This window comes from Paenibacillus xylanilyticus (assembly GCF_013359935.1).
In the GTDB taxonomy this organism is placed as follows: Bacteria; Bacillota; Bacilli; order Paenibacillales; family Paenibacillaceae; genus Paenibacillus; species Paenibacillus xylanilyticus.
The window spans coordinates 433,206-451,650 of record NZ_JABMCB010000206.1 but is presented as its reverse complement, the minus strand read 5'-3'; the positions used below and the strand labels follow the sequence as shown (position 1 = coordinate 451,650).

Here is an 18,445-nt window from a genome sequence, read left to right as displayed (position 1 = left end):
TATGCTATACGTATGCTTAATTACTTCACCCAGGCCAGTGCAAGACCATCATAGTCGGGCAGCATTGTTGTTACGAGGCGCGGATCACTCGCTATCTGTTCGTTGAATCGGCGAACGGCAAGTACTGCCGGCCCCTGCTTGTCCGGATTAAGCGTACGTCCACGCAGGAAACAGTTATCTCCCACAATAACAGCTCCAGGGCGCGCTAACCGAATGGCATAGTCGAGATACACCGGATAGTTCTCTTTGTCTGCATCAATGAAGAAGAAATCAAATGTTCGACCTTCCTGCTCAAGCTGTTCGAGGCTGGCAGCTGCCGGGCCGATTCGATATTCAACTTTATCCCCAAAGCCGCCTTCCTCCAAGTGACCACGTGCCATTGCTGCATACTCCTCTTTCAATTCCAATGAAGTGAGGGTTCCTCCCTCCTCCAATCCGCGCGCTAGACAAATCCCGCTGTAACCACCCAGTACACCAATCTCAAGCACGGCCTCTGCCCGTGATGTCTTGGCGAGAAAAGTGAGCAGACGGCCATAAGCCGGCGCAACCGAAACTTCAGGCATATCGTTTGAACGAATGGCCTCTTTTACCTTTAATAACAGATCATCTTCTTGAAATAATTGATTTACATATTCGTCAGGGGTAAGATTCACCACGTTATCCTCCTTGGACACTTGGACTGCTTTCCTTATGGATGCCAATGTTCTATAATGAATGTTTGTTATCAACACAGGCGGTTTGACTGATGCATTAACCTGCTTGATGAACGCAGAATGCCTACCGCATTTCTCATTGTAAGTTTTTTCACGGAATGCGGCAAGGCCGCGCCGTCACTATACAGCTGGAAGAAGGCACATGCCTCTCCTGCATGAAATGGAGTTGAAATGAAACACATGGCTCAATTGCAATTGATTGCCACTTCAGCAATGGGACTTGAGGCTGTCGTAGCCCGGGAACTGAAACAGCTGGGATATGAGGATGTTACGGTCGAGAATGGCCGAGTGTTTTTTACTGGAGATTACATTGATATTTGCCGCTGTAACCTGTGGCTGAGAAGTTCAGATCGGGTTCTTATCAAAATGGGTGAGTTCCCTGCGACGACATTCGACGAATTATTTGAGGGGACCAAAGCACTTCCTTGGGAAGAATGGATTCCGGCCAACGGTGAATTCCCTGTCGAGGGCCGCTCTCACAAATCCCAGCTGAGCAGCGTGCCTGCCTCTCAGGGAATCGTAAAAAAGGCGATCGTTGAGAAACTGAAGCTTACACATAACACGGAGTGGTTCCCGGAAAACGGGGCCCGATATGTCGTTGAAGTGATTTTGCTGAATGACCGCGCCCTGCTTACGCTGGATACGACCGGACCAGGCCTTCACAAACGGGGTTATCGTAAACTGGTAACCGAGGCTCCGCTGAAAGAAACACTTGCGGCAGCCCTTATTCAGCTCAGCCGCTGGAACGTATCCCGTCCCTTCTATGATCCGTGCTGCGGTTCAGGCACCATGCTGATTGAAGCAGCCATGATCGGTTGGAACATTGCACCGGGACTGCGTCGCTCCTTCAACTCTGAGAACTGGGATGTCATCCCCCATGAACTGTGGGAACAGGCTCGCGAGGAAGCATTCGATGCTGTACGTGACGACGTTCCATTGCAGATTTCGGGTAGCGACATCGATCCGGAAGCGATTGAGGTAGCACAGGCAGCGATCAAAAGTGCCGGCTTCGCCAAGGACATTGAAGTAAGCGTCCTGCCTGCACACCGTGCCAGACCTCAAGGAGAATATGGTGTGATCATTACCAATCCGCCATACGGTGAACGTTTGAGCGAAGAGAAGGAAGTTCAGAAGCTGATTCGTTCCTTAGGACGCAGTTACCTTGAAATGCCAACCTGGTCCTTTTTTGCCATCACTTCAACCAAATCCTTCGAAGATGCTTTCGGCCGCAAAGCAGACAAGCGTCGCAAATTGTTTAATGGACGAATTGAAACCCAGTACTATCAGTATTTGGGACCATTACCTCCACGGAATCAATCACCACAACAATAATCACAACGTTCACAAAAGAGTGCTCCTGCCTCCCATGGCGGGGGCGCTCTTTTTTGCGCCAGTTTTGCAGCTGCTGCCCTGCATGAAGCACTTCTGCTCTGGGCATAGTTGAAATGCCATGAAGCCACGCTATAATGAATGGAGCCCTATTTTACATTCCGTTAACAATATTCGAACAAAACACTGCAACCAGGAGGGAACCTAGATGGTCATCTCACAGCCTACACGCCGCATGACGCCGCGCAGGCTTCTAAATCATCCACTTACGTTATATCTTATTTTCCTTGTGCTTATGCTGCTTAAACTCATGTGGCTTCATCACAACCTGCATGCCTACAACATTACGATGGGGCTCTTGGATAAAGTCATTGCCATTGGTTCTTTGCTGCTTCTGTCCTTTTGGACCTGGTGGCTGCCTCGGCGGGGCATGATTCTGTCCCTTGTCGTGCTTAATCTGCTGCTTACAGCGCTGATCTATGCCGATATGGTTTATTATCGATACTTTCAGGATTTTCTGACGATCCCTGTATTGATGCAGGCCAGACAAGTTGACGCTCTGGGAGACAGCATTGCCACCCTCTTACACGTCAGCGACTTGTGGTTCTTCGCAGACTGGATAGCCATTATTCCGTATGGGGTCATTTTGCTATTCAGCAGACGATATCGCGTTTCACGTGCGACTCCGTATAGTAACAGGTTAGGAAGTTATTCTGATCGCGGCGGCAAAAAAGGCATGCGCAGACTCACTGCCGGCAGCATCGCCCTAGTGTTGGGACTTTGCCTTGCCGTAGGACCTATCTATTTTTACAGCAAAACGTGGGCCAAAGGACTGTTCGATAATAATTGGTGGAACGTATCCATGTACAATGTCACCGGGCTTCTCGCTTTTCACGGATACGATCTGTACAACTATGCCAAGGATCACATCGGTTCTGGCCCAGAGGCTGACCCCGCAGATGTCGAGCAGGCCAAGTCCTTTTTCGCTGACAGACAGAAAAATTCTTCGAGTGATGATGCACTTTTTGGTAAGTATAAGGACAGCAATGTCATCATCGTTCAAGGCGAAGCCTTCATGAATTTTATGATTGGACAGAGCATTGGCGGTCAGGAAATCACGCCTCATTTTAACGAACTGATGAAGGAAAGTCAGTATTACAGTCATTTTTATCATCAAACTGGCCAAGGCAGAACATCGGATGCCGATTTTGGAGCCAATATTTCATTGCATCCACTGCCCGTCGGATCAGCATTCGTTCGGTACGCAGACCATACGTATGACTCTTTACCGTCAATCCTGAAAGATAATGGATACAGCACAAATGTATTTCATGCATACGAGAGTGGATTCTGGAACCGTTACACCATGTATCAGAACATGAACTACGACAAGTTTTACAGTAAAAATGATTTTGAGCAGGATGATCCACTCGGCTGGTCCCTGTCCGATAAGTCGTTTTTCCGACAATCCGTTGAGAAGATGGACAGTGAGGTGACAGAACCTTTTTATTCCTTCCTCATTACACTCAGCAGTCATCATCCATATGCACTCCCGCAGGATAAACAGCAGCTTGATGTGGACGAGTTTGAAGGGACGATGTTTGGCGACTATCTGCAGTCCGTTCATTATGTAGACTCTGCGCTGGGCAGCATGGTAGAAGATCTGAAAAACCGGGGATTATGGGACAATACCATTTTCATGTTTTATGGGGATCACGATAATTCCATTAAGGAGCAGGCTCAATATGAGCAATTTCTTGGAAGATCTCTAAATGAACTCGATCTGGAGCAAATCATGAATGAGGTGCCCCTACTGGTGCATCTGCCAGACGGAGCCGAAGCTGGGACTTTGGATCAACCTGCAGGACAACTGGATATTACTCCATCCGTACTTCATTTGCTGGGTATAACAGATGAGTCCTACTATCATATGGGGAACGACATCTATGACGGATCTCCCCGAACAGTAGTTTTGCGCAGCGGTGCATTCACCGACGGTTCCGTATTTTATATTCCCTCGGACGATTACATCTATGAGAATGGGTCATGTTATGATCTGTCCACCCATTCCAAGACAGACATTAACGCCTGCAATTCCGGGCATGACGAAGCCTCAAAGAGACTGCATGTTTCCGACACGGTCATTACGTATGACCTCATTCCGCGCTTCCGCGAAGAGAACAATGGAGAACCTGCATCCTAGATGATACCGCTGCTAATGTCTAACCTAAGTAACGGAATGAAAAGGAGAAGATATGTACAATGACAACTCAACCAGATCATCTGCCGATTGAACAAAAGTTATACGATGCAGCTGCGAACTTTGTGAAACATCGCTACCCTCAAGGCTGGGGTGGCGCAGCGGCTGTTTATACCGAGGCCGGTTCGCTGTTAATCAGCGTTGCTCCAGAAGTGATTAATGATGCTACGCATCTATGCATGGAAACGGGAGCTTATCTGGAAGCACACAAATTAAACGAGCGGGTCACCCATTCGATCTGCGTGGCACGTGATGACGAAAATTCGGAATTCAAGGTTCTCGCCCCTTGCGGAGTGTGTCAGGAAAGATTGTTTTTCTGGGGTGAAGATGTCAAAGCCGCCGTATATGATCCGGAAGGAAAATTAATCTATAAGAGACTGGACGAGATCCAGCCTTACCACTGGTCCAAGGCTTATCGGGGCAAATAAGATGAGTATTTACGTGTTAAACATGTAAGCATCCAGATAACTTTGAAGCCATGATCCCGTTATTCATTTACCCTCAAAGTGCTACACAAGCAGCCTGCTGCATGTGTAGCACTTCTATGTTCAGGCATGCCGAAGCCCTGCTTGCGTTAATTCGAAAGTCGCTTTATAATTGTAACCAAACTAGTTTCATTTATATTGATGGGGGTTTTTACAAGATGAATATTACTTTATGTGTCCTTTCTGTTATATTGGCAAACGCCGTTTGGAAAATGTACTCGCCCAGTTCCCACATCGTAATGAAGTGAAGCTGCAATTCAAAAGTTTCGAACTTGATTCAAATGCTGAATTGAACAGCGGCAAAACCAACGCGGAATACCTGGCCGCAAAATACAATATGAGTGTAGAACAGGCTCGGGGCATGAATGCTCAGATGAATGCCAATGCTCGCACGGCCGGACTGGAATACAACATCGATGCGATGATCCCTACCAACTCCTTCTCAGCTCACCGTCTGACCCATTGGGCAGATACACAAGGCAAGATGCTTGAATTAAGCGAGCGATTGTTCCAGGCTATTTTCATTGAAGGCAAACACGCTGGTGACACCAATGTACTGATTCAACTGGCTGAGGAAGTGGGTCTGGACCCGAATGCAGCCACCGAGGTATTGGCCAGCAATCAATTCGCCGATCAGGTTCGTGCCGACCAGGCTGAAGGCGAGCAATTAGGCATTCGCGGCGTACCCTTCTTTGTATTCGATCGTAAATTTGCCGTATCTGGCGCGCAGCCGGATGACGTGTTCCGGGATGCCATTCAGAAAGCATGGGACGATCGCTCCCCATTCACGATGGTTGAGTCCAGCGCACCTAATGCGGACGCAGGCGGTGTATGCACGGACGATGGATGCGAAGTGCCGCAATCCGATAATCAATCCAAATAACATAAAAGCAGCAGGAGCAAGGGTATCCCCTGAACCTGCTGCTTTTTTCAACTTATACCTCAACTCATCAAATTTTCGTACAAGTATGAAGACCTTGCCCGACCTGCCTAATGCAGAACCGGACCCTATTTATACACTCTACTAGAGCAGCAGCCCTATACACATAATCAGGCCGCAGAGCACAGATGATTGCTGGGAAGCTCCCATAAGCGGCAGATACGTCTCAGACGGATTAACTTTACCCAGTGATTTATAAACCTTGTACATTGGAATAACGGAAAGAATCGCGACAAGACCATAAACGGGCAGAGCATGGAACACCACACTTACGATCAAAAGGATGTAAGCAAGGATCGTCATCAGCTTGGATAGACGAAGCGCCCGCTCTTCCCCCCACATGACAACCAGCGTCTTCTTGCCGATTTCACGGTCCGCACGCCAGTGCAGAAAATGATGGTTAAATAGCAGCATGGTGGTCAGCATGCCGACCGGTAAGGACAGCAGCAGCGGCGCAAGCGCAAACTCTCCTGTCTGTACATAGTAGGCACCCAGAACCGGCAGAATACCAAAGGAAATAAATATCCCGATTTCACTATAGCCTTTCCCCCGGTACCCGAATTTAATTGGCGGTGCAACATAGAAATAAGCGATCAAAGCACCGATCAGCGCAATAGCCAGTATCGGCCAACCGCTGACAATTGTAAGAATGAGACCGCAAGCCCCAGCCAGCACTAGGAATCCCCAGGTAATTGCCGCAAATCTCTTCTCGGTCATGGTTCCTGAAGTCAGAAACCCGGAGTGCGTCGAAATCGCATCTTCTGTCTCCGTTGCTTGGGTATCGGTTCCGTTGCGATAATCCCATAAATCGTTTACCATATTGGAAAAAATATGAGCTGACACCGCGCCCACTAGCGTCAGCAAAAACAAAAGAAAATGAAATTCCTTCTGCATAGCGTAGGCTGCAATGGTACCTAGTATTACTGGAACAACCATTACCGTTACCGAATACAGTCGGGTCATATTTTTAAATAAAGCCCACTTACTCATGATGTATTTTAAGCCTCCTATGATGTAAAATACTTAAAACTTTGTGACAACGTTCACATAACATTAGATTATACACCATATTGACTCTGTTGTGATAGGAAATTTTTGTTCGTTATTTTGACTGAATCTCTAAGGTTGCCTGCGTTAAAAGTTGTTCTTTATCAAAAGCCTCCCTTAAGGCAGCTTAACCTCTGTTCTGCGGGATTGCAGCCAGCTGACCAACAACCCTCTGCAATGAATAACGACAGCAATTATGAAAGGGAGAAAAGGCCCTCTCCTTCTGGAAGAGGACCTTTCAGTTTATGGCATAAATTGGTCTATCTGTCTACGATGTATTGGCCTTTGAAAGGCGATCGGAAGAACGATCCGTATCCGGAACCATCGCAAACAGAAAGTTGAATACCTATATTGGGATGGAGCTGCATCAGTCCCAAAAAAGCTGATCCGGATGCGGCCCGGTTCTCTTATCAGAATCCAAGGCATCAATCGATCTAAGTTCATCCGGCGTTAATTCGAAATCAAAAATGTCTGCATTCTCACGAATACGCTCGGGTGTAACTGACTTCGGAATGGTTACAATCTGGTTTTGAATATCCCAGCGCAAAATAATCTGAGCGGGTGTCTTCCCATATTTTTGAGCAAGGCCCTTCAGCGTGGATTCATTGTTCAGCTTTCCTCGCATGATCGGACTCCAGGCTTCCAACTGAATTCCCTGCTCTCCACAGAAATCCTGCAGTTCCTGCTGAATCAGCCCCGGGTGCAGTTCCACCTGATTGACCGCAGGTACCGTTCCAAATTCATTTATAATCTCGCGCAAATGGTGTATTTCGAAATTGCTAACACCAATCGCCCGTACGCTTCCTTCGCTATATAGACGTTCGAACGCTCTCCACGTCTCCTTGTACTGGTCTCTGCCTGGCCAGTGAATTAAGTATAGATCTATGACATTCAGTCCGAGCGCCTTCTGACTGGCTTCAAATGCTCTGAGCGTCGAATCAAATCCCTGATCCTCATTCCAGAGTTTGGTTGTCACAAACAGCTCATTCCGGGCGATTCCGCTGCTCGCAATGGCTTGTCCCACTTCTTCTTCATTCCCGTAGACGGACGCGGTATCGATGCTGCGATATCCAACTTCCAATGCCGTCTCCACTGCTTGCTGAACTTCTTTACCCTTTGCTCTGTATGTTCCAAACCCTAGCCAAGGCATCGTTACCCCATTATTCAGAATCGTGCAATCTGTAATATGTTTGGTCATCCTGTACCTCCCGTATGGAATTTGGCCTGCTCAAGGGTTATTAACCTTCTGACAGAAATTTAAGCGTTTCCTTATTTACTGCCCAGGGCGGCTCATTCCTCGGAGACATTCAAAAAAGGGACATGAAAAACCCGCAAAGCTCTATAGCCCGCGGGTTCCGGTGTGACAGGAACAGTTATTGATTCCCTTGCCCATTCTGACTCTGGATGGAGTTCAATCTTCTCTTCTCCTCAGCAAACATTTCTTCTGCCAGCTCAACGCCCTGACCTCCCAGCGAACGTTCGGCTTGAAGCATGGCCTGCTCCGTATGCGCCAAACGACGTTCAGCCTGCTCAATGGTCTGTTCGGTTGGATGTGACATGGCCTGAGAAACGGCAAAATGTAGTTTGTTCACTGCATTCTGCGCCTGAGATACGTTCGTATCGGCTTGCAAACTGGAATCATAACGCTTCGGCATGAGTATTCCTCCTTGGGATCATGTTCCTGTTACCCCTTTAGGATGGTTGATGAGGTCCTGCCTTATTCTTCTTTTGCAGAACAATTATGAACGGCCTGCCGTGACTCCTTTTTGAATCATCATGACCCTAGGTTTGTAACCTTCCCCTTACTCACTGCGTTTATCTCATAAATACCTTTTGCCAGAAGGAAGTGGTCATTTGAAAAGCCTGCGGATTTCTCTCATCATATTGACTTTGTTATTGATAACCAGCGGCTGTACGTCTTCGACGTATGAAATAACCGGTTATACAAGCTCCTCTATGAATTCGGATATTCCAGTTCCTTCGAATGCCAAACCGTTAAAAGTTACGACAAATTCGGCAAACACCAATATCCACATGGGATTGGCATATGAATTGGAACATATTGGAGGTGAACAAGGTCTCTATCCCCCAACGGATTACTTTCAAAAGTTACACGATGAAGGATGGATTGAGTTGGAGGAGAAGCGCTTGGGGAGTGTGCATTTTTTCAAGAAAGACGACACGGTAATCGCCATCGAAATTCATGAGGACACCTTTGATATCTATGAGATGAAAAAGGATGCTTCCATATAACCCACCCTATTGGTTCATGGAACAGCGCAATTCTTCTACCCTAGTTACCACTGCATATGAAAAAAAGAGAGGCATCAGCCTCTCCCTTTTATTTCGCGGGCGATTTAAGTCCTCTCCGATCACAAAAACATTACTTCACGAATTTTGCGACTTTCGCCAGCACTTCTTCTTCAGTTGGCGCACTAATGTACCGACCGTTAATAAATACAAAAGCACGCTTCGCACACGGACCGCAGTACGATTTGCATCCAATCTTGATCTCCGTTTCCGGAGCCATTTTCTCCAGCTTGGGTACAATCGACTTCAGCCTGATATGATTACACTTTTCGCATACGCGGATATCGTTAGCCATGAGTTCCCCTTCTTCGCGGCCTTAGTGGTCGCCGTGGTTCCCTTTGGAAGGATTCGTGATAACAAACCCCTCTTGAGGAAGGTACAGGTAGTCAATTTTAACGCCATCCAGCAGCGGCTGATCGTTCTCAAGAATTACATCGATCTCTTTATCCGTGGATACCACAGTATCATTATCTTTAGGCGTGTCCAGATCCAGTCCGTAGTGAGCGTGATCACCGTGTGCATGCGTGATGACAACACGAAGTTTTTTCCCTTCGTTCTCAGGCTTGTCCAGTTCCAGTTTCAATACTTTTGCCGCATTGCGAGTAATTTTGCAGTTCATTTCAACTTCATCTCCTATATTGTAATTGCTGGTTCCAACAATTTCAGCATTTCTAAACTCCAGCATCTATTGTAAAGAAAGTTACTCCGCTTCGCAATAACATTGATGCAAATCGGTGTAAAACGATCCGTTTTATCTCAAATCTCGACTAGGTACGAGACGGAAGTACCGGATATTTGCGCTCGGCACGACTAACAAACCAGTTCATGAGCAGCAAAGTAACACCGATATCATCGATAGGCATAAACGGCAGCACGTCGGGCAACACCCAATACAGTAGAACCGGGATGATGAACAACAATTTCTCATGCAAAGGGATCTGCGGAGCCCGCAATAGGCGGGGCAGTCTCTTGAACACCTCGGCCCATCGTTTGAACGACAGCAGTCTTCTCCACTTCATGTGAACCCCTCCAATATTCTTCATGCGCCAGAAAAGGCACATAATCGTATTCCACTTATTACCCGTTCAAGAGCAATATGATATCCAATAAAAAAAGATGGGACGCCGTTACAGCGCCCGTTTCTTTTATACGAAGATGACCAGCTGAACGTTTCATCACGTGGACTCTGACCCTGCATCCCCATCCGACAGCAACTCAGCCAGCAGCATGCCCACCTCGACACAGATATCATCAAACTGTTCAACTGGTAATGGGTTAACCCCAAGCCCAACCTCAACCGTGAACCCAGGCTTCCGAAACTGCTGAATAAACCAGTCTTTGTATCCTGCATCACTTCCGCCAAGCTTAACTGCCTTGTAACCTGAGGCTCGGGCCAGCCTGCGCGATAAGGGTGCACTCTCTTTTGGCTCCAAATCGCGGTAGTTCCAGTAGATCTCCTGCCCCTGACTGTGCAGGGAAACGACAGCAGCGAAGCTGTGTTGTTCCGTCCACTGCGCAAGTGCCCGTGCTTCCGGTTCAGATAAAGGGGCTGTTCCCGCGTAATCCCGGGGACCAGGTGACACAATTCCTCTTCGCGCTGCCTCTTCCTCCCAGTGAGCCGGAAATTGATCGTTAAGATCCACTCCTCTAATATTGGCCTTCCAATGGGTAAAGTGTTTCCGTCCAGCATTCCAGGCCAGCAGCTGCTTGGCGTGGGGATGTTCATTCACGACGCCTTCCTGAACGAGTTCAACCCCATCGGGATTCACCATCGGCACAATCCACAACGTCGTTTCCCGCATCCATCGTTCCGTTTGAAACTGGTGCCATGGGGCGCGGGCACTGTACGCTCTTGCATAGTCTTCAATAAAACGCATGACCACCGCTGTTGTAAGCCATTCATTGGCGTGCACGGAAGCATTGACGTGAATATGTCGCGTTCCCTGGCCAATTTTCAAGTAGGGTAAAGACTTCCCCATTACACTTGTACCGATTGAACCTGTGGTGATAAACGGGTATTGCTTCACAAGCTTAACTATATCCCGGTTCATTTCACGATACCCGTACTCGCCCTGCAGCCTGACAATAGTTTTGCCATTTGAATCCGGAATATGAATACAACGCCCGCACCAATCCGTAACGTTCGCAAACTCGGGATTAGCCTCACGCAGCTCCTCTTCATTCAAATCAAAACGTTCCGCTATCAAACCCACGCTCTCCCCAGGCTGAACTGCATATCTTCGACCGGTTCCCGGTAGTATACGCAGCATCTGTCCAGCAAGCAAATAGGGTTGTGCTGCTGCTTCCGGGTTCAGGGCAGCCAGCAATTCTCTTGTCATATGATGCGCTGAGGCTACGCGGGATAAGGTGTCCCCTGACTGAACAATAATCCACTGAAGTTCCATGGTGTCTCCTTTCCCGGCAGGAGAACGCAATTCTCCTTGTCCTGTGCTCATAATGGTTTCTACCCTAATATGTATGCGAACCCGGTTGTCCGTCATGTGACATGAATCACGCAAGCCGTCTCGATCACTATTCATATAAAAATAAAAATACCGGAGCTCGAAAGGCTCCGGTTGGCTTATGAGTGCTGTGGGTTAAGCGTCAACATTAACTCATGTATGAATGAATAGTGCTAAGCTACGTCAATCGGGTAACCTGCCATACGACAGGCGTTTTCGAGATTTGCTCCCCCAGCCACTGGCGGGTAATATTCTGGAACATGCGCGGGTCTCCCGTACAGAAAAACTGATGCACCGGTGTCTCATTCCCACTTGCCAGCTTTCGTTTATCATACAAAATCGTACTGATTTCCCTCGCCGTCTCATCTGCCGAACTAATCAATTTCACTTCCTGTCCCATGACTTCCTGGATCGTTTCCATGAGAAATGGATAGTGGGTGCAACCCAAAATGAGACAATCAATTGGCTGTTGTTTGATCTGGCCCAATGACTGCTCCACCGTAAGCGTTGTTTGTTCGGAACGAAATTCACCTTGCTCCACCAGAGGCACCAATGCAGGACAAGCCTGACTAACGACATCAATATAAGGGGACAACTGCTTAAGTGCCGAAGTATATGCACCACTTCCTATCGTTCCCACTGTACCAATGACGCCAATGCGCCCTGTGCGGGTAGCCGTAATGGCAGCACGCGCCCCGGGGTGGATAACCCCTATAACTGGCACGTTTACCTTCGCCCGAATATAATCAAGCGCTGCTGCCGTAGCGGTATTACAGGCGATTACGATAACCTTCGGATCGAATTGGATCAAGAAATCAACGATTTGTTCCGTAAATTGTTTCACTTGTTCGGACGAACGGGGTCCGTACGGTGTCCGGGCAGTATCTCCAAAATAAATGATCTTTTCCCGCGGGAGCTGACGCATCACTTCCTTGGCGACGGTCAACCCCCCTACACCGGAGTCTAATATAGCGATTGCTTGCTGCACGAACACACCGCTTCCTTCTTCATTAAATTGGTTCTGATAACGATTCGGTTCCAGAGCTTTCATCCTACCGTATGATTTTTCCGGCAAAAAGGTACCTACATCTTACCCGATTTCATCTCAGGGTTCAAATAAATGGCCGTATGCTGTGCTTCTTGATCATTGACGCACACAACAAAGCAGGCTTTCCTCATTCTCCGAGGAAAGCCTGCTTATACCTGCCGTTGCTTCAGATATTGTCCTTCGAATCATCCACAGGCAGCTTCGCTACCACGTCAATGCCAGACTCCGTCCCATTGTTATCTATGGAAGTGTCTGCAGCCGAATCAGAATCGGCAATGACGGCAGACACACGCAATTCTTTCCCTTCTGCGCAATTCCGCCAGGACTGGATATCCTGAATCACAACGTCAGCCGTTTCTTTAACTTTGGATACGATCTGTGAGCTTTGCTCGCCGACCTTGACGGCCAGTTCCTGCCCTTTTTCAGTTACCTGACGTGCACCCTCCGAAATGTCCTGACGCAGCTCACGACCGGATTTTGGCGCGAGCAGCAGAGCTGTCACAGAACCTACTACCGAACCGATCAATGCTCCCCACAACAAACCCTTGTTTGAATCCTTCACGTCGCATCTCTCCCTTTACCTTTAATGAAGTACCGAATAACAAGCAACTACATCCAGATGCTCATTGATCCGGGCGAATGCCTACTCTGTTGATGCAGTATAAGCAGCAAGGGCTTGACCTGACACTCCAGACGGCAAAAACTTTTTTAAGCCCATTATTGCTTATCCCGATTGTCAGTATCAAATATGCCGAGATGAATCAAGCGGCTGAGCTGCATGTGCATCTCCGGGATTGAGGTCAATGACATAACGACCTGGCGCAATTAGCGCAGCCTGATGTTCACAGCGCCAGCGTCTTCCTCCAGAAGATCCCAGCGTCTGCCCGTCCTGCAGAACATCCCCCTGATCGAATATGTAATAGGCTGCTCCAAGTAAGGTCTGGGCAACCGTATCCGGATCCAATCCTGTAAAATGGCACTGCACATCAGGAACACCAAGTGCAGACAATCCAACCGTATCCATAACCAGTTCACGCTGTTCTTCAGTCCCGCCTGCCTGATACATACGAACATTCATCGCTGCGTAGAGATGTTCTTCCCGCTTCTGTGATTGAATGTAAGCTTCCGGCTCCACCAGTTTGTCACTGCCGTACCAGTACATCCCCTCGCAAGGCAGAACCTCCATTACAGCCTGGAGCATATTTTGGAATAATTCCAGACGCTGTTTGCGCGGCATGGCTGCAGAGAACATGTCATGTAGCCGGATGGAGTATCTTGCTGACTTCACTGCCTGTCCCGCTTCAGGCCAGTGCCATGCCTGCTGCACTGCGCCTCCGAAACGCGAACGATCCTTGATCCCGTGAACAGGGAGCATACAGGTCTGTGCAGGTATAGCCCCTTCCTCAAATGAAACCTGATGATCCAGATGGTAGAAAACAAGCATCTCTTGCTTATACGCTGAAGCATTGCCTTCCTCCGAATGCGTCCCTGCTTCATCCATTTTTTTCTGCGAGGGCTGTTGTTCGTTGATTTGCTTCACAGCCAGACGGACTTTTCCGGTATACCGGCTCAGCGCATCCTGTAACTGTACCCGATTTACCACAGGTTCCTCTCGGAATAAGAGCTCCACCATGTATACGGGATGGAACCCGGAAGGAACTTCATTTGAATCCTTTTTATCTAGTTCATCTTGTCTTTCGTTTGTCATGCTGCTTCCCCTCATTCCTTACTCTGTCCCTCGATCTGATTATGCTGGAACGGACCAAGTTCTTTCTCCACATAAACACTGACCTGCTCAGCAAACTGTTCCAGGATGTCCGGCACCTCTGTGCTCAGCGGATGCAATTCTGCACGCTTCCAGCTGAAGTAGTCCTGTACCAATGGCTTGCGCAGCGAGACTAGACGCCGGAGCACCTCATAAGTCGAAGCGTCAAAAACATTCTCTTCGTGATTAATCTGGATAATATCATCATAGCTGCTTGCGTCCCGCATAATGAAACCGTCGATCAGATAGCTGCCCACATCTGTTACAATCTCAATAGCCAGGTGTAGACAACGCTCCTGGACCAAACCCAGCATAAGACTGCCATCCCAGGCTTGTGATGCTCGGCGAAGCCCTTCGGCAACCTCCGGCACGGCAGCAAGCCTGCGGGCAATCTGTTCTCTGTTTACGTGATACAATGCGTTCACTTCCCGTTCGCTGAATTATCGGTTCCGTTTTCCTCTTCGCTTAAGCCAGAAAAGCATCACCGGACAAGCGATCAAAAATACGATAAAAATATATAAAAATTCCATAACGTCTCTTAAATCGCTCATGCCCAGTCTCCTTTAACAACTGCAGAATGAAATGATTGAATTAGATTTAGATTTCATAGTCCACTGCGATCGACTGTTCTCTGACTTCGTTCATATACTTGATTACTTCCTGATGAAGCGGGTGAACCTGGTAGGCCTGAAGATCTTCCAGTGAAGCAAATTCGGCTGTAAGTGAAATGTCGAAGGATCTGTCGGAGCGAAGTACGTCCACACCTACTTCCAATGAGACCAGGACATCAATTTTGCCTTGCAAATTGCGAAGAACGTTCGCAGCTGCCTCAATGGTTTCCGGAGAACGATCTTTCATTTTAAAAAGAACAATATGTTTAATCATCGAACAAGCACCCCGTTTGCGTATATTAGTGGAAATGAATGAATTTTCGTGTAACCAAAATATATCATAACGTTACCTATTGCGAAAGGATACATGGAAACGTTCTCTAAATGACAAAGGATGTTACTACGAGCTTTTCTTTTCCGGTTTGTCTTGATCCAGTGAAGGGCCTACCTCCTCTGAAGGGCTTTTCGGATCAGCTTTGGGTGCTTGAACTTGCGGTACAGACCACTCCCGGTCAGACAATTCCTCCTCCTTTTTCAGAACAGCAATGGCCTGTCTGAGCTTATTGGGTAGTGGAAGTCCGATTCTCGCATAGTTTTCCGTAATGGAAATCAACTCGTTAACGAGGTAAAAATAGATGGCTCCTCCTTTGATGATATCTGTCCCCATCAGCAGATCAATACGGTGAGCAAGAAGGATAACGGTCAGCATCAGCCCCTTTCGGGCAAGTCCCCAGAACCCAATGTTGCTATTCAAACCTGTACCCGACCTTACAGCTGCAGCGATACCTGTCACATAATCCACAGCCATGGCAATCACGAGCAGACTCAGCAATTCATCCCACACCCCAAAAGCAAAACTTACAAATGCTCCAGAAATAGCAGCAAAGGTATTTATGGCTGGACTCACGTTTTTCACCCCTCCCTCTGAATTGATCACTATACAAGATATGTAAGAGTCATAGATTTTGACAGACCAATTGCCTGGTTTAACCCACGGATATCACTTTCGGATTTGTGCATCTTTTCGCTGGAAGATCACAATGGCCGCCCGATAATATTGGTGAATTTTAGGTAAAAATCCGCATAAGATCAACAAAAAACAGAGAAAAGTAAAATAGTCCTATGAATGATTCATAAGACCTAATTTATTGATGTCAGAGTTCTTTTTGATCCCTGAAATTTAGTGAAACATTGTAATCTAGGAATATACTAGGAAGTGAATTGCGCATACCCTAGTCCATAATTCCTCCTTCCTTGCTCACGTCAGTTTAAGCTTAAATCAAACCAGTGCACACGGCACTTGAAAGTACCCCGGTTCTTATTGTAGTATTTGGTTAAAAAAATCGGAGGAAATATGCCTAATCAACCAGAACAACATTCCATCCAGGCGTGGTCTCTGATCAACCGTAAATACTTGGGAAAAGGCGTCCGTGTTAAACGATTCCGAAAACCGACACGCTGTCAAATCCGTAACCGAGTTCTTCTAGCCGTGCTGATGGCCAATGATATCAAGTTGTCCCAGTTAGCCGAAGATCTATCCATCTCATCACGCAGCGTGAGCGCGTGGGTGTATGAGGGGCGGATACCCGGCAGTACCAATTTGGACAAGGCGTGCCAACTGCTAGGCTACCCGCGTCACATCCTCTTCAATGAAGAAGTGGTGCGCAAAAGCCCGGTCATTTGTCAGCCCGAGCCTTCCCGTTTCATGAAGCGTACGGTGACCCGCTCTCCGGTTAGCAACCGTATTCTGACAGGCTTGTGTATGGTCCATGATTTGTCGGTGACAGATGTCAGCCACTGGATCGGGGTTCATCCCGGCACCTTCCGCAAATGGCTGCATCAGGGAACGCTGCCTTCTGCTGCGTTTCAGGAACAAGCGGAACAATTTTTCCGCATCCCGAAAACCATCTTGTTCGCAGATGTCATCCTGAAAGACCAACGCACCAACTAAATGAGCGAACAGACAAAAGGCTCTGTTCTTCCCATCCGGGAAGGCAGAGCCTTTTTAATTGGACGTGATCTATTGAACTGTTATTCGGCCATCCTTCTACTTCCTCCAACGGTATCGTTGATGAGTAAAAAGTTCACTCAAGAAAACCTGTTCCGACTAATGCCTCAAAAATATTATAGTTGTACGTACAAAATATAGCAGCAAAAGTAATCATCTCTTTACCTCAGGGTACAGCTCGATTCATTTTATCCAACGTTAAGGATCTCATTGATATATTTTAGTCCTGTATACCTTTCTCTAAGTGTATGAGCTGTTGCAAAAGCATGCTCTACCATTTCGGGCGTTACCCCAAGCTGTTCTGTTGTCGTCGGACCCCCCACCTGCTCGAGCCATGCCACAAGTTGTGACGCATCTGGCAAAGTGCTGTACACCTCAAACACAGGTTCTTTGGACAAATGTGCGAGTTCCTTGTACCGTTCCACAAGGAGCGCACAGGCTACACCCACCTTGGCTCCATGCAGAACAGGTTTGCGGCCCGCTACCATCAAATCCATCTCCCACCGATGCGAAATGTGGTGCTCACCACCGGATGCCGGACGGGAATGATCGATGATCAACATAGAGGCCCCCGAAATAATTAGTGCATCCATTAATGCCGTTACCCCGTCGGATCTCCCTTCCGCAATGGCGTGAACATTATCGATACAGGCAGTCAGCGCCTCTTCTGTCATTCGGTAAGCAACCGGACAGAACGGCTCCCCACCCAGTTCTCGGGAGACAATCCAGTCTGCCAGAGATGTGTACTTGCCTAACATATCCCCAAATCCAGCTGCCGTCATTGCTTGGGGAGCTTGCTCGATCACGCTGATGTCCGCAAAAATGGCTTCAGGAGGAACAGCCTGAAAAGTCTGTTTGATGCCGCTTACAATGAGCGGCGCCCCTGCAGAAGTGAATCCATCAACCGATGCCGCTGTTGGAACAGACAGAAACGGTTTGTTCATTTTGGCACACACAAATCTTACCAGATCATGTATTGTTCCTGATCCCACTGCGATGATGGCCTGACTCATTTGTTTTACACCAAGCAGTACCTGCACAATCCCAGCCTCATCGGCAATAATGTCTCCCGCACTGTTCTCCGGCATCCGGAATTCATCTGCAGCAAGACCTGCATCCCGTAACCTTTTCACCACTTCATATCCTGCTGCGGGTCCTGTCTGATCATCGTAAACCACCGTAACTTCGTGATACCCCTGGTCAGACAAGTATTCTGGCAACCGCCTGATCGCACCCTGTTCCAGAAACACTTGCATTTGTACCAATCGATGATCATGTCCACAGGTACACTGCTGGGCTTCCAGATTCCAAGCCGCAATTCGCTCGTTCATATTCATTTGATCGTAACCTCCCGTTTTTAGGTTCATGCATATTTGCACTGGAAAAGCCACACAATGAGTACAGGGAAAATTTCAATGATTTTCCTGATCACACTTTACTTCTTGTACCCCTATTTTGCAAATGTTT

The 18,445-nt window shown here is 47.8% G+C and carries 20 protein-coding genes and 1 pseudogene; 6 read left to right on the top strand and 15 right to left on the bottom strand.

The features are described 5' to 3' along the window. Positions 1 to 20: 20 nt before the first annotated feature. The gene (locus HP552_RS33975; protein ID WP_175399719.1) at positions 21 to 653 is read right to left on the bottom strand and encodes an O-methyltransferase; all 633 of its coding nucleotides are present in this window, start codon (positions 651 to 653) and stop codon (positions 21 to 23) included. 240 nt (positions 654 to 893) lie between these two features. Between HP552_RS33975 and HP552_RS33970 the strand changes: the two genes are divergently transcribed. The 4 genes from HP552_RS33970 to HP552_RS33955 all read left to right on the top strand — a co-directional run bounded on the left by HP552_RS33970 (position 894) and on the right by HP552_RS33955 (position 5,670). Then, positions 894 to 2,045 (top strand): THUMP domain-containing class I SAM-dependent RNA methyltransferase, encoded by a 1,152-nt coding sequence (locus HP552_RS33970; protein ID WP_175399862.1) that lies wholly within the window; start codon positions 894 to 896, stop codon positions 2,043 to 2,045. 205 nt (positions 2,046 to 2,250) lie between these two features. Continuing rightward, positions 2,251 to 4,245, top strand: coding sequence for an LTA synthase family protein (locus HP552_RS33965; RefSeq protein ID WP_175399718.1), 1,995 nt, complete (start codon positions 2,251 to 2,253; stop codon positions 4,243 to 4,245). A gap of 80 nt (positions 4,246 to 4,325) precedes the next feature. Further along, the gene (locus tag HP552_RS33960; RefSeq protein WP_175399861.1) at positions 4,326 to 4,730 is read left to right on the top strand and encodes a cytidine deaminase; all 405 of its coding nucleotides are present in this window, start codon (positions 4,326 to 4,328) and stop codon (positions 4,728 to 4,730) included. Between the two features lie 229 nt (positions 4,731 to 4,959). Further along, positions 4,960 to 5,670: a DsbA family oxidoreductase gene (locus HP552_RS33955; RefSeq protein ID WP_175399717.1), complete on the top strand. Its 711-nt coding sequence runs from the start codon at positions 4,960 to 4,962 to the stop codon at positions 5,668 to 5,670. A gap of 141 nt (positions 5,671 to 5,811) precedes the next feature. Here the strand turns inward: HP552_RS33955 and HP552_RS33950 are convergent, their stop codons facing one another. The 3 genes from HP552_RS33950 to HP552_RS33940 form a co-directional block, all read right to left on the bottom strand. After that, positions 5,812 to 6,717: a prenyltransferase gene (locus HP552_RS33950; RefSeq protein WP_175399716.1), complete on the bottom strand. Its 906-nt coding sequence runs from the start codon at positions 6,715 to 6,717 to the stop codon at positions 5,812 to 5,814. 424 nt (positions 6,718 to 7,141) lie between these two features. After that, on the bottom strand, positions 7,142 to 7,972 hold the full coding sequence (locus HP552_RS33945; protein WP_175399715.1) for an aldo/keto reductase: 831 nt from the start codon (positions 7,970 to 7,972) through the stop codon (positions 7,142 to 7,144). A gap of 175 nt (positions 7,973 to 8,147) precedes the next feature. After that, complete coding sequence (locus tag HP552_RS33940) at positions 8,148 to 8,429, bottom strand: hypothetical protein (protein WP_175399714.1); 282 nt, start codon at positions 8,427 to 8,429, stop codon at positions 8,148 to 8,150. 199 nt (positions 8,430 to 8,628) lie between these two features. On the opposite strand from HP552_RS33940, the gene HP552_RS33935 reads away from it, so the two are divergent. Next, entirely contained in the window at positions 8,629 to 9,027 is a 399-nt protein-coding gene (locus tag HP552_RS33935) for a hypothetical protein (protein ID WP_175399713.1), read from the top strand. A 130-nt stretch (positions 9,028 to 9,157) separates the two neighbouring features. Here the strand turns inward: HP552_RS33935 and HP552_RS33930 are convergent, their stop codons facing one another. The 10 genes and pseudogenes from HP552_RS33930 to HP552_RS33885 all read right to left on the bottom strand — a co-directional run. Further along, complete coding sequence (locus tag HP552_RS33930) at positions 9,158 to 9,379, bottom strand: YuzB family protein (RefSeq protein ID WP_175399712.1); 222 nt, start codon at positions 9,377 to 9,379, stop codon at positions 9,158 to 9,160. Between the two features lie 21 nt (positions 9,380 to 9,400). After that, positions 9,401 to 9,703 (bottom strand): iron-sulfur cluster assembly accessory protein, encoded by a 303-nt coding sequence (locus tag HP552_RS33925; RefSeq protein WP_175399711.1) that lies wholly within the window; start codon positions 9,701 to 9,703, stop codon positions 9,401 to 9,403. Between the two features lie 148 nt (positions 9,704 to 9,851). After that, positions 9,852 to 10,103: a hypothetical protein gene (locus HP552_RS33920; protein WP_175399710.1), complete on the bottom strand. Its 252-nt coding sequence runs from the start codon at positions 10,101 to 10,103 to the stop codon at positions 9,852 to 9,854. A 156-nt stretch (positions 10,104 to 10,259) separates the two neighbouring features. Beyond that, positions 10,260 to 11,489, bottom strand: coding sequence for a M14 family metallopeptidase (locus HP552_RS33915; RefSeq protein WP_175399860.1), 1,230 nt, complete (start codon positions 11,487 to 11,489; stop codon positions 10,260 to 10,262). 235 nt (positions 11,490 to 11,724) lie between these two features. Next, positions 11,725 to 12,534 carry a glutamate racemase gene (gene racE, locus HP552_RS33910; RefSeq protein ID WP_312884396.1) on the bottom strand — a complete coding sequence of 270 codons (810 nt, stop codon included), beginning with the start codon at positions 12,532 to 12,534 and terminating at the stop codon, positions 11,725 to 11,727. 226 nt (positions 12,535 to 12,760) lie between these two features. After that, positions 12,761 to 13,156 carry a YtxH domain-containing protein gene (locus HP552_RS33905; protein WP_175399709.1) on the bottom strand — a complete coding sequence of 132 codons (396 nt, stop codon included), beginning with the start codon at positions 13,154 to 13,156 and terminating at the stop codon, positions 12,761 to 12,763. 180 nt (positions 13,157 to 13,336) lie between these two features. Further along, complete coding sequence (locus tag HP552_RS33900) at positions 13,337 to 14,302, bottom strand: DUF4261 domain-containing protein (RefSeq protein WP_175399708.1); 966 nt, start codon at positions 14,300 to 14,302, stop codon at positions 13,337 to 13,339. A gap of 11 nt (positions 14,303 to 14,313) precedes the next feature. Continuing rightward, positions 14,314 to 14,775, bottom strand: a complete 462-nt coding sequence (locus tag HP552_RS33895) for a DUF86 domain-containing protein (RefSeq protein WP_175399707.1) — start codon at positions 14,773 to 14,775, stop codon at positions 14,314 to 14,316. A gap of 181 nt (positions 14,776 to 14,956) precedes the next feature. Beyond that, entirely contained in the window at positions 14,957 to 15,244 is a 288-nt protein-coding gene (locus HP552_RS33890; protein WP_175399706.1) for a Dabb family protein, read from the bottom strand. A 249-nt stretch (positions 15,245 to 15,493) separates the two neighbouring features. Beyond that, a pseudogene (locus HP552_RS33885) lies at positions 15,494 to 15,877 on the bottom strand (phage holin family protein); the annotation flags it as partial. Between the two features lie 447 nt (positions 15,878 to 16,324). On the opposite strand from HP552_RS33885, the gene HP552_RS33880 reads away from it, so the two are divergent. After that, a complete protein-coding gene (locus HP552_RS33880; RefSeq protein ID WP_175399704.1) occupies positions 16,325 to 16,921 on the top strand; it encodes a helix-turn-helix domain-containing protein in 597 nt (198 codons plus the stop codon). A gap of 245 nt (positions 16,922 to 17,166) precedes the next feature. On the opposite strand, the gene HP552_RS33875 is transcribed toward HP552_RS33880, so the two are convergent. Continuing rightward, complete coding sequence (locus HP552_RS33875; protein WP_175399703.1) at positions 17,167 to 18,315, bottom strand: sn-glycerol-1-phosphate dehydrogenase; 1,149 nt, start codon at positions 18,313 to 18,315, stop codon at positions 17,167 to 17,169. Between the last annotated feature and the right edge of the window lie 130 nt (positions 18,316 to 18,445).

Excerpts from the sequence above, each read along its gene's own strand:
- HP552_RS33970 (WP_175399862.1), top strand. The coding sequence starts at position 894 with ATGGCTCAATTGCAATTGATTGCCACTTCAGCAATGGGACTTGAGGCT.
- HP552_RS33965 (WP_175399718.1), top strand. The coding sequence starts at position 2,251 with ATGGTCATCTCACAGCCTACACGCCGCATGACGCCGCGCAGGCTTCTA.
- HP552_RS33955 (WP_175399717.1), top strand. The coding sequence starts at position 4,960 with ATGTGTCCTTTCTGTTATATTGGCAAACGCCGTTTGGAAAATGTACTC.
- HP552_RS33950 (WP_175399716.1), bottom strand. The coding sequence starts at position 6,717 with ATGAGTAAGTGGGCTTTATTTAAAAATATGACCCGACTGTATTCGGTA.
- HP552_RS33945 (WP_175399715.1), bottom strand. The coding sequence starts at position 7,972 with ATGACCAAACATATTACAGATTGCACGATTCTGAATAATGGGGTAACG.
- HP552_RS33940 (WP_175399714.1), bottom strand. The coding sequence starts at position 8,429 with ATGCCGAAGCGTTATGATTCCAGTTTGCAAGCCGATACGAACGTATCT.
- HP552_RS33930 (WP_175399712.1), bottom strand. The coding sequence starts at position 9,379 with ATGGCTAACGATATCCGCGTATGCGAAAAGTGTAATCATATCAGGCTG.
- HP552_RS33925 (WP_175399711.1), bottom strand. The coding sequence starts at position 9,703 with ATGAACTGCAAAATTACTCGCAATGCGGCAAAAGTATTGAAACTGGAA.
- HP552_RS33920 (WP_175399710.1), bottom strand. The coding sequence starts at position 10,103 with ATGAAGTGGAGAAGACTGCTGTCGTTCAAACGATGGGCCGAGGTGTTC.
- HP552_RS33915 (WP_175399860.1), bottom strand. The coding sequence starts at position 11,489 with ATGGAACTTCAGTGGATTATTGTTCAGTCAGGGGACACCTTATCCCGC.
- HP552_RS33900 (WP_175399708.1), bottom strand. The coding sequence starts at position 14,302 with ATGACAAACGAAAGACAAGATGAACTAGATAAAAAGGATTCAAATGAA.
- HP552_RS33890 (WP_175399706.1), bottom strand. The coding sequence starts at position 15,244 with ATGATTAAACATATTGTTCTTTTTAAAATGAAAGATCGTTCTCCGGAA.
- HP552_RS33880 (WP_175399704.1), top strand. The coding sequence starts at position 16,325 with ATGCCTAATCAACCAGAACAACATTCCATCCAGGCGTGGTCTCTGATC.
- HP552_RS33875 (WP_175399703.1), bottom strand. The coding sequence starts at position 18,315 with ATGAATATGAACGAGCGAATTGCGGCTTGGAATCTGGAAGCCCAGCAG.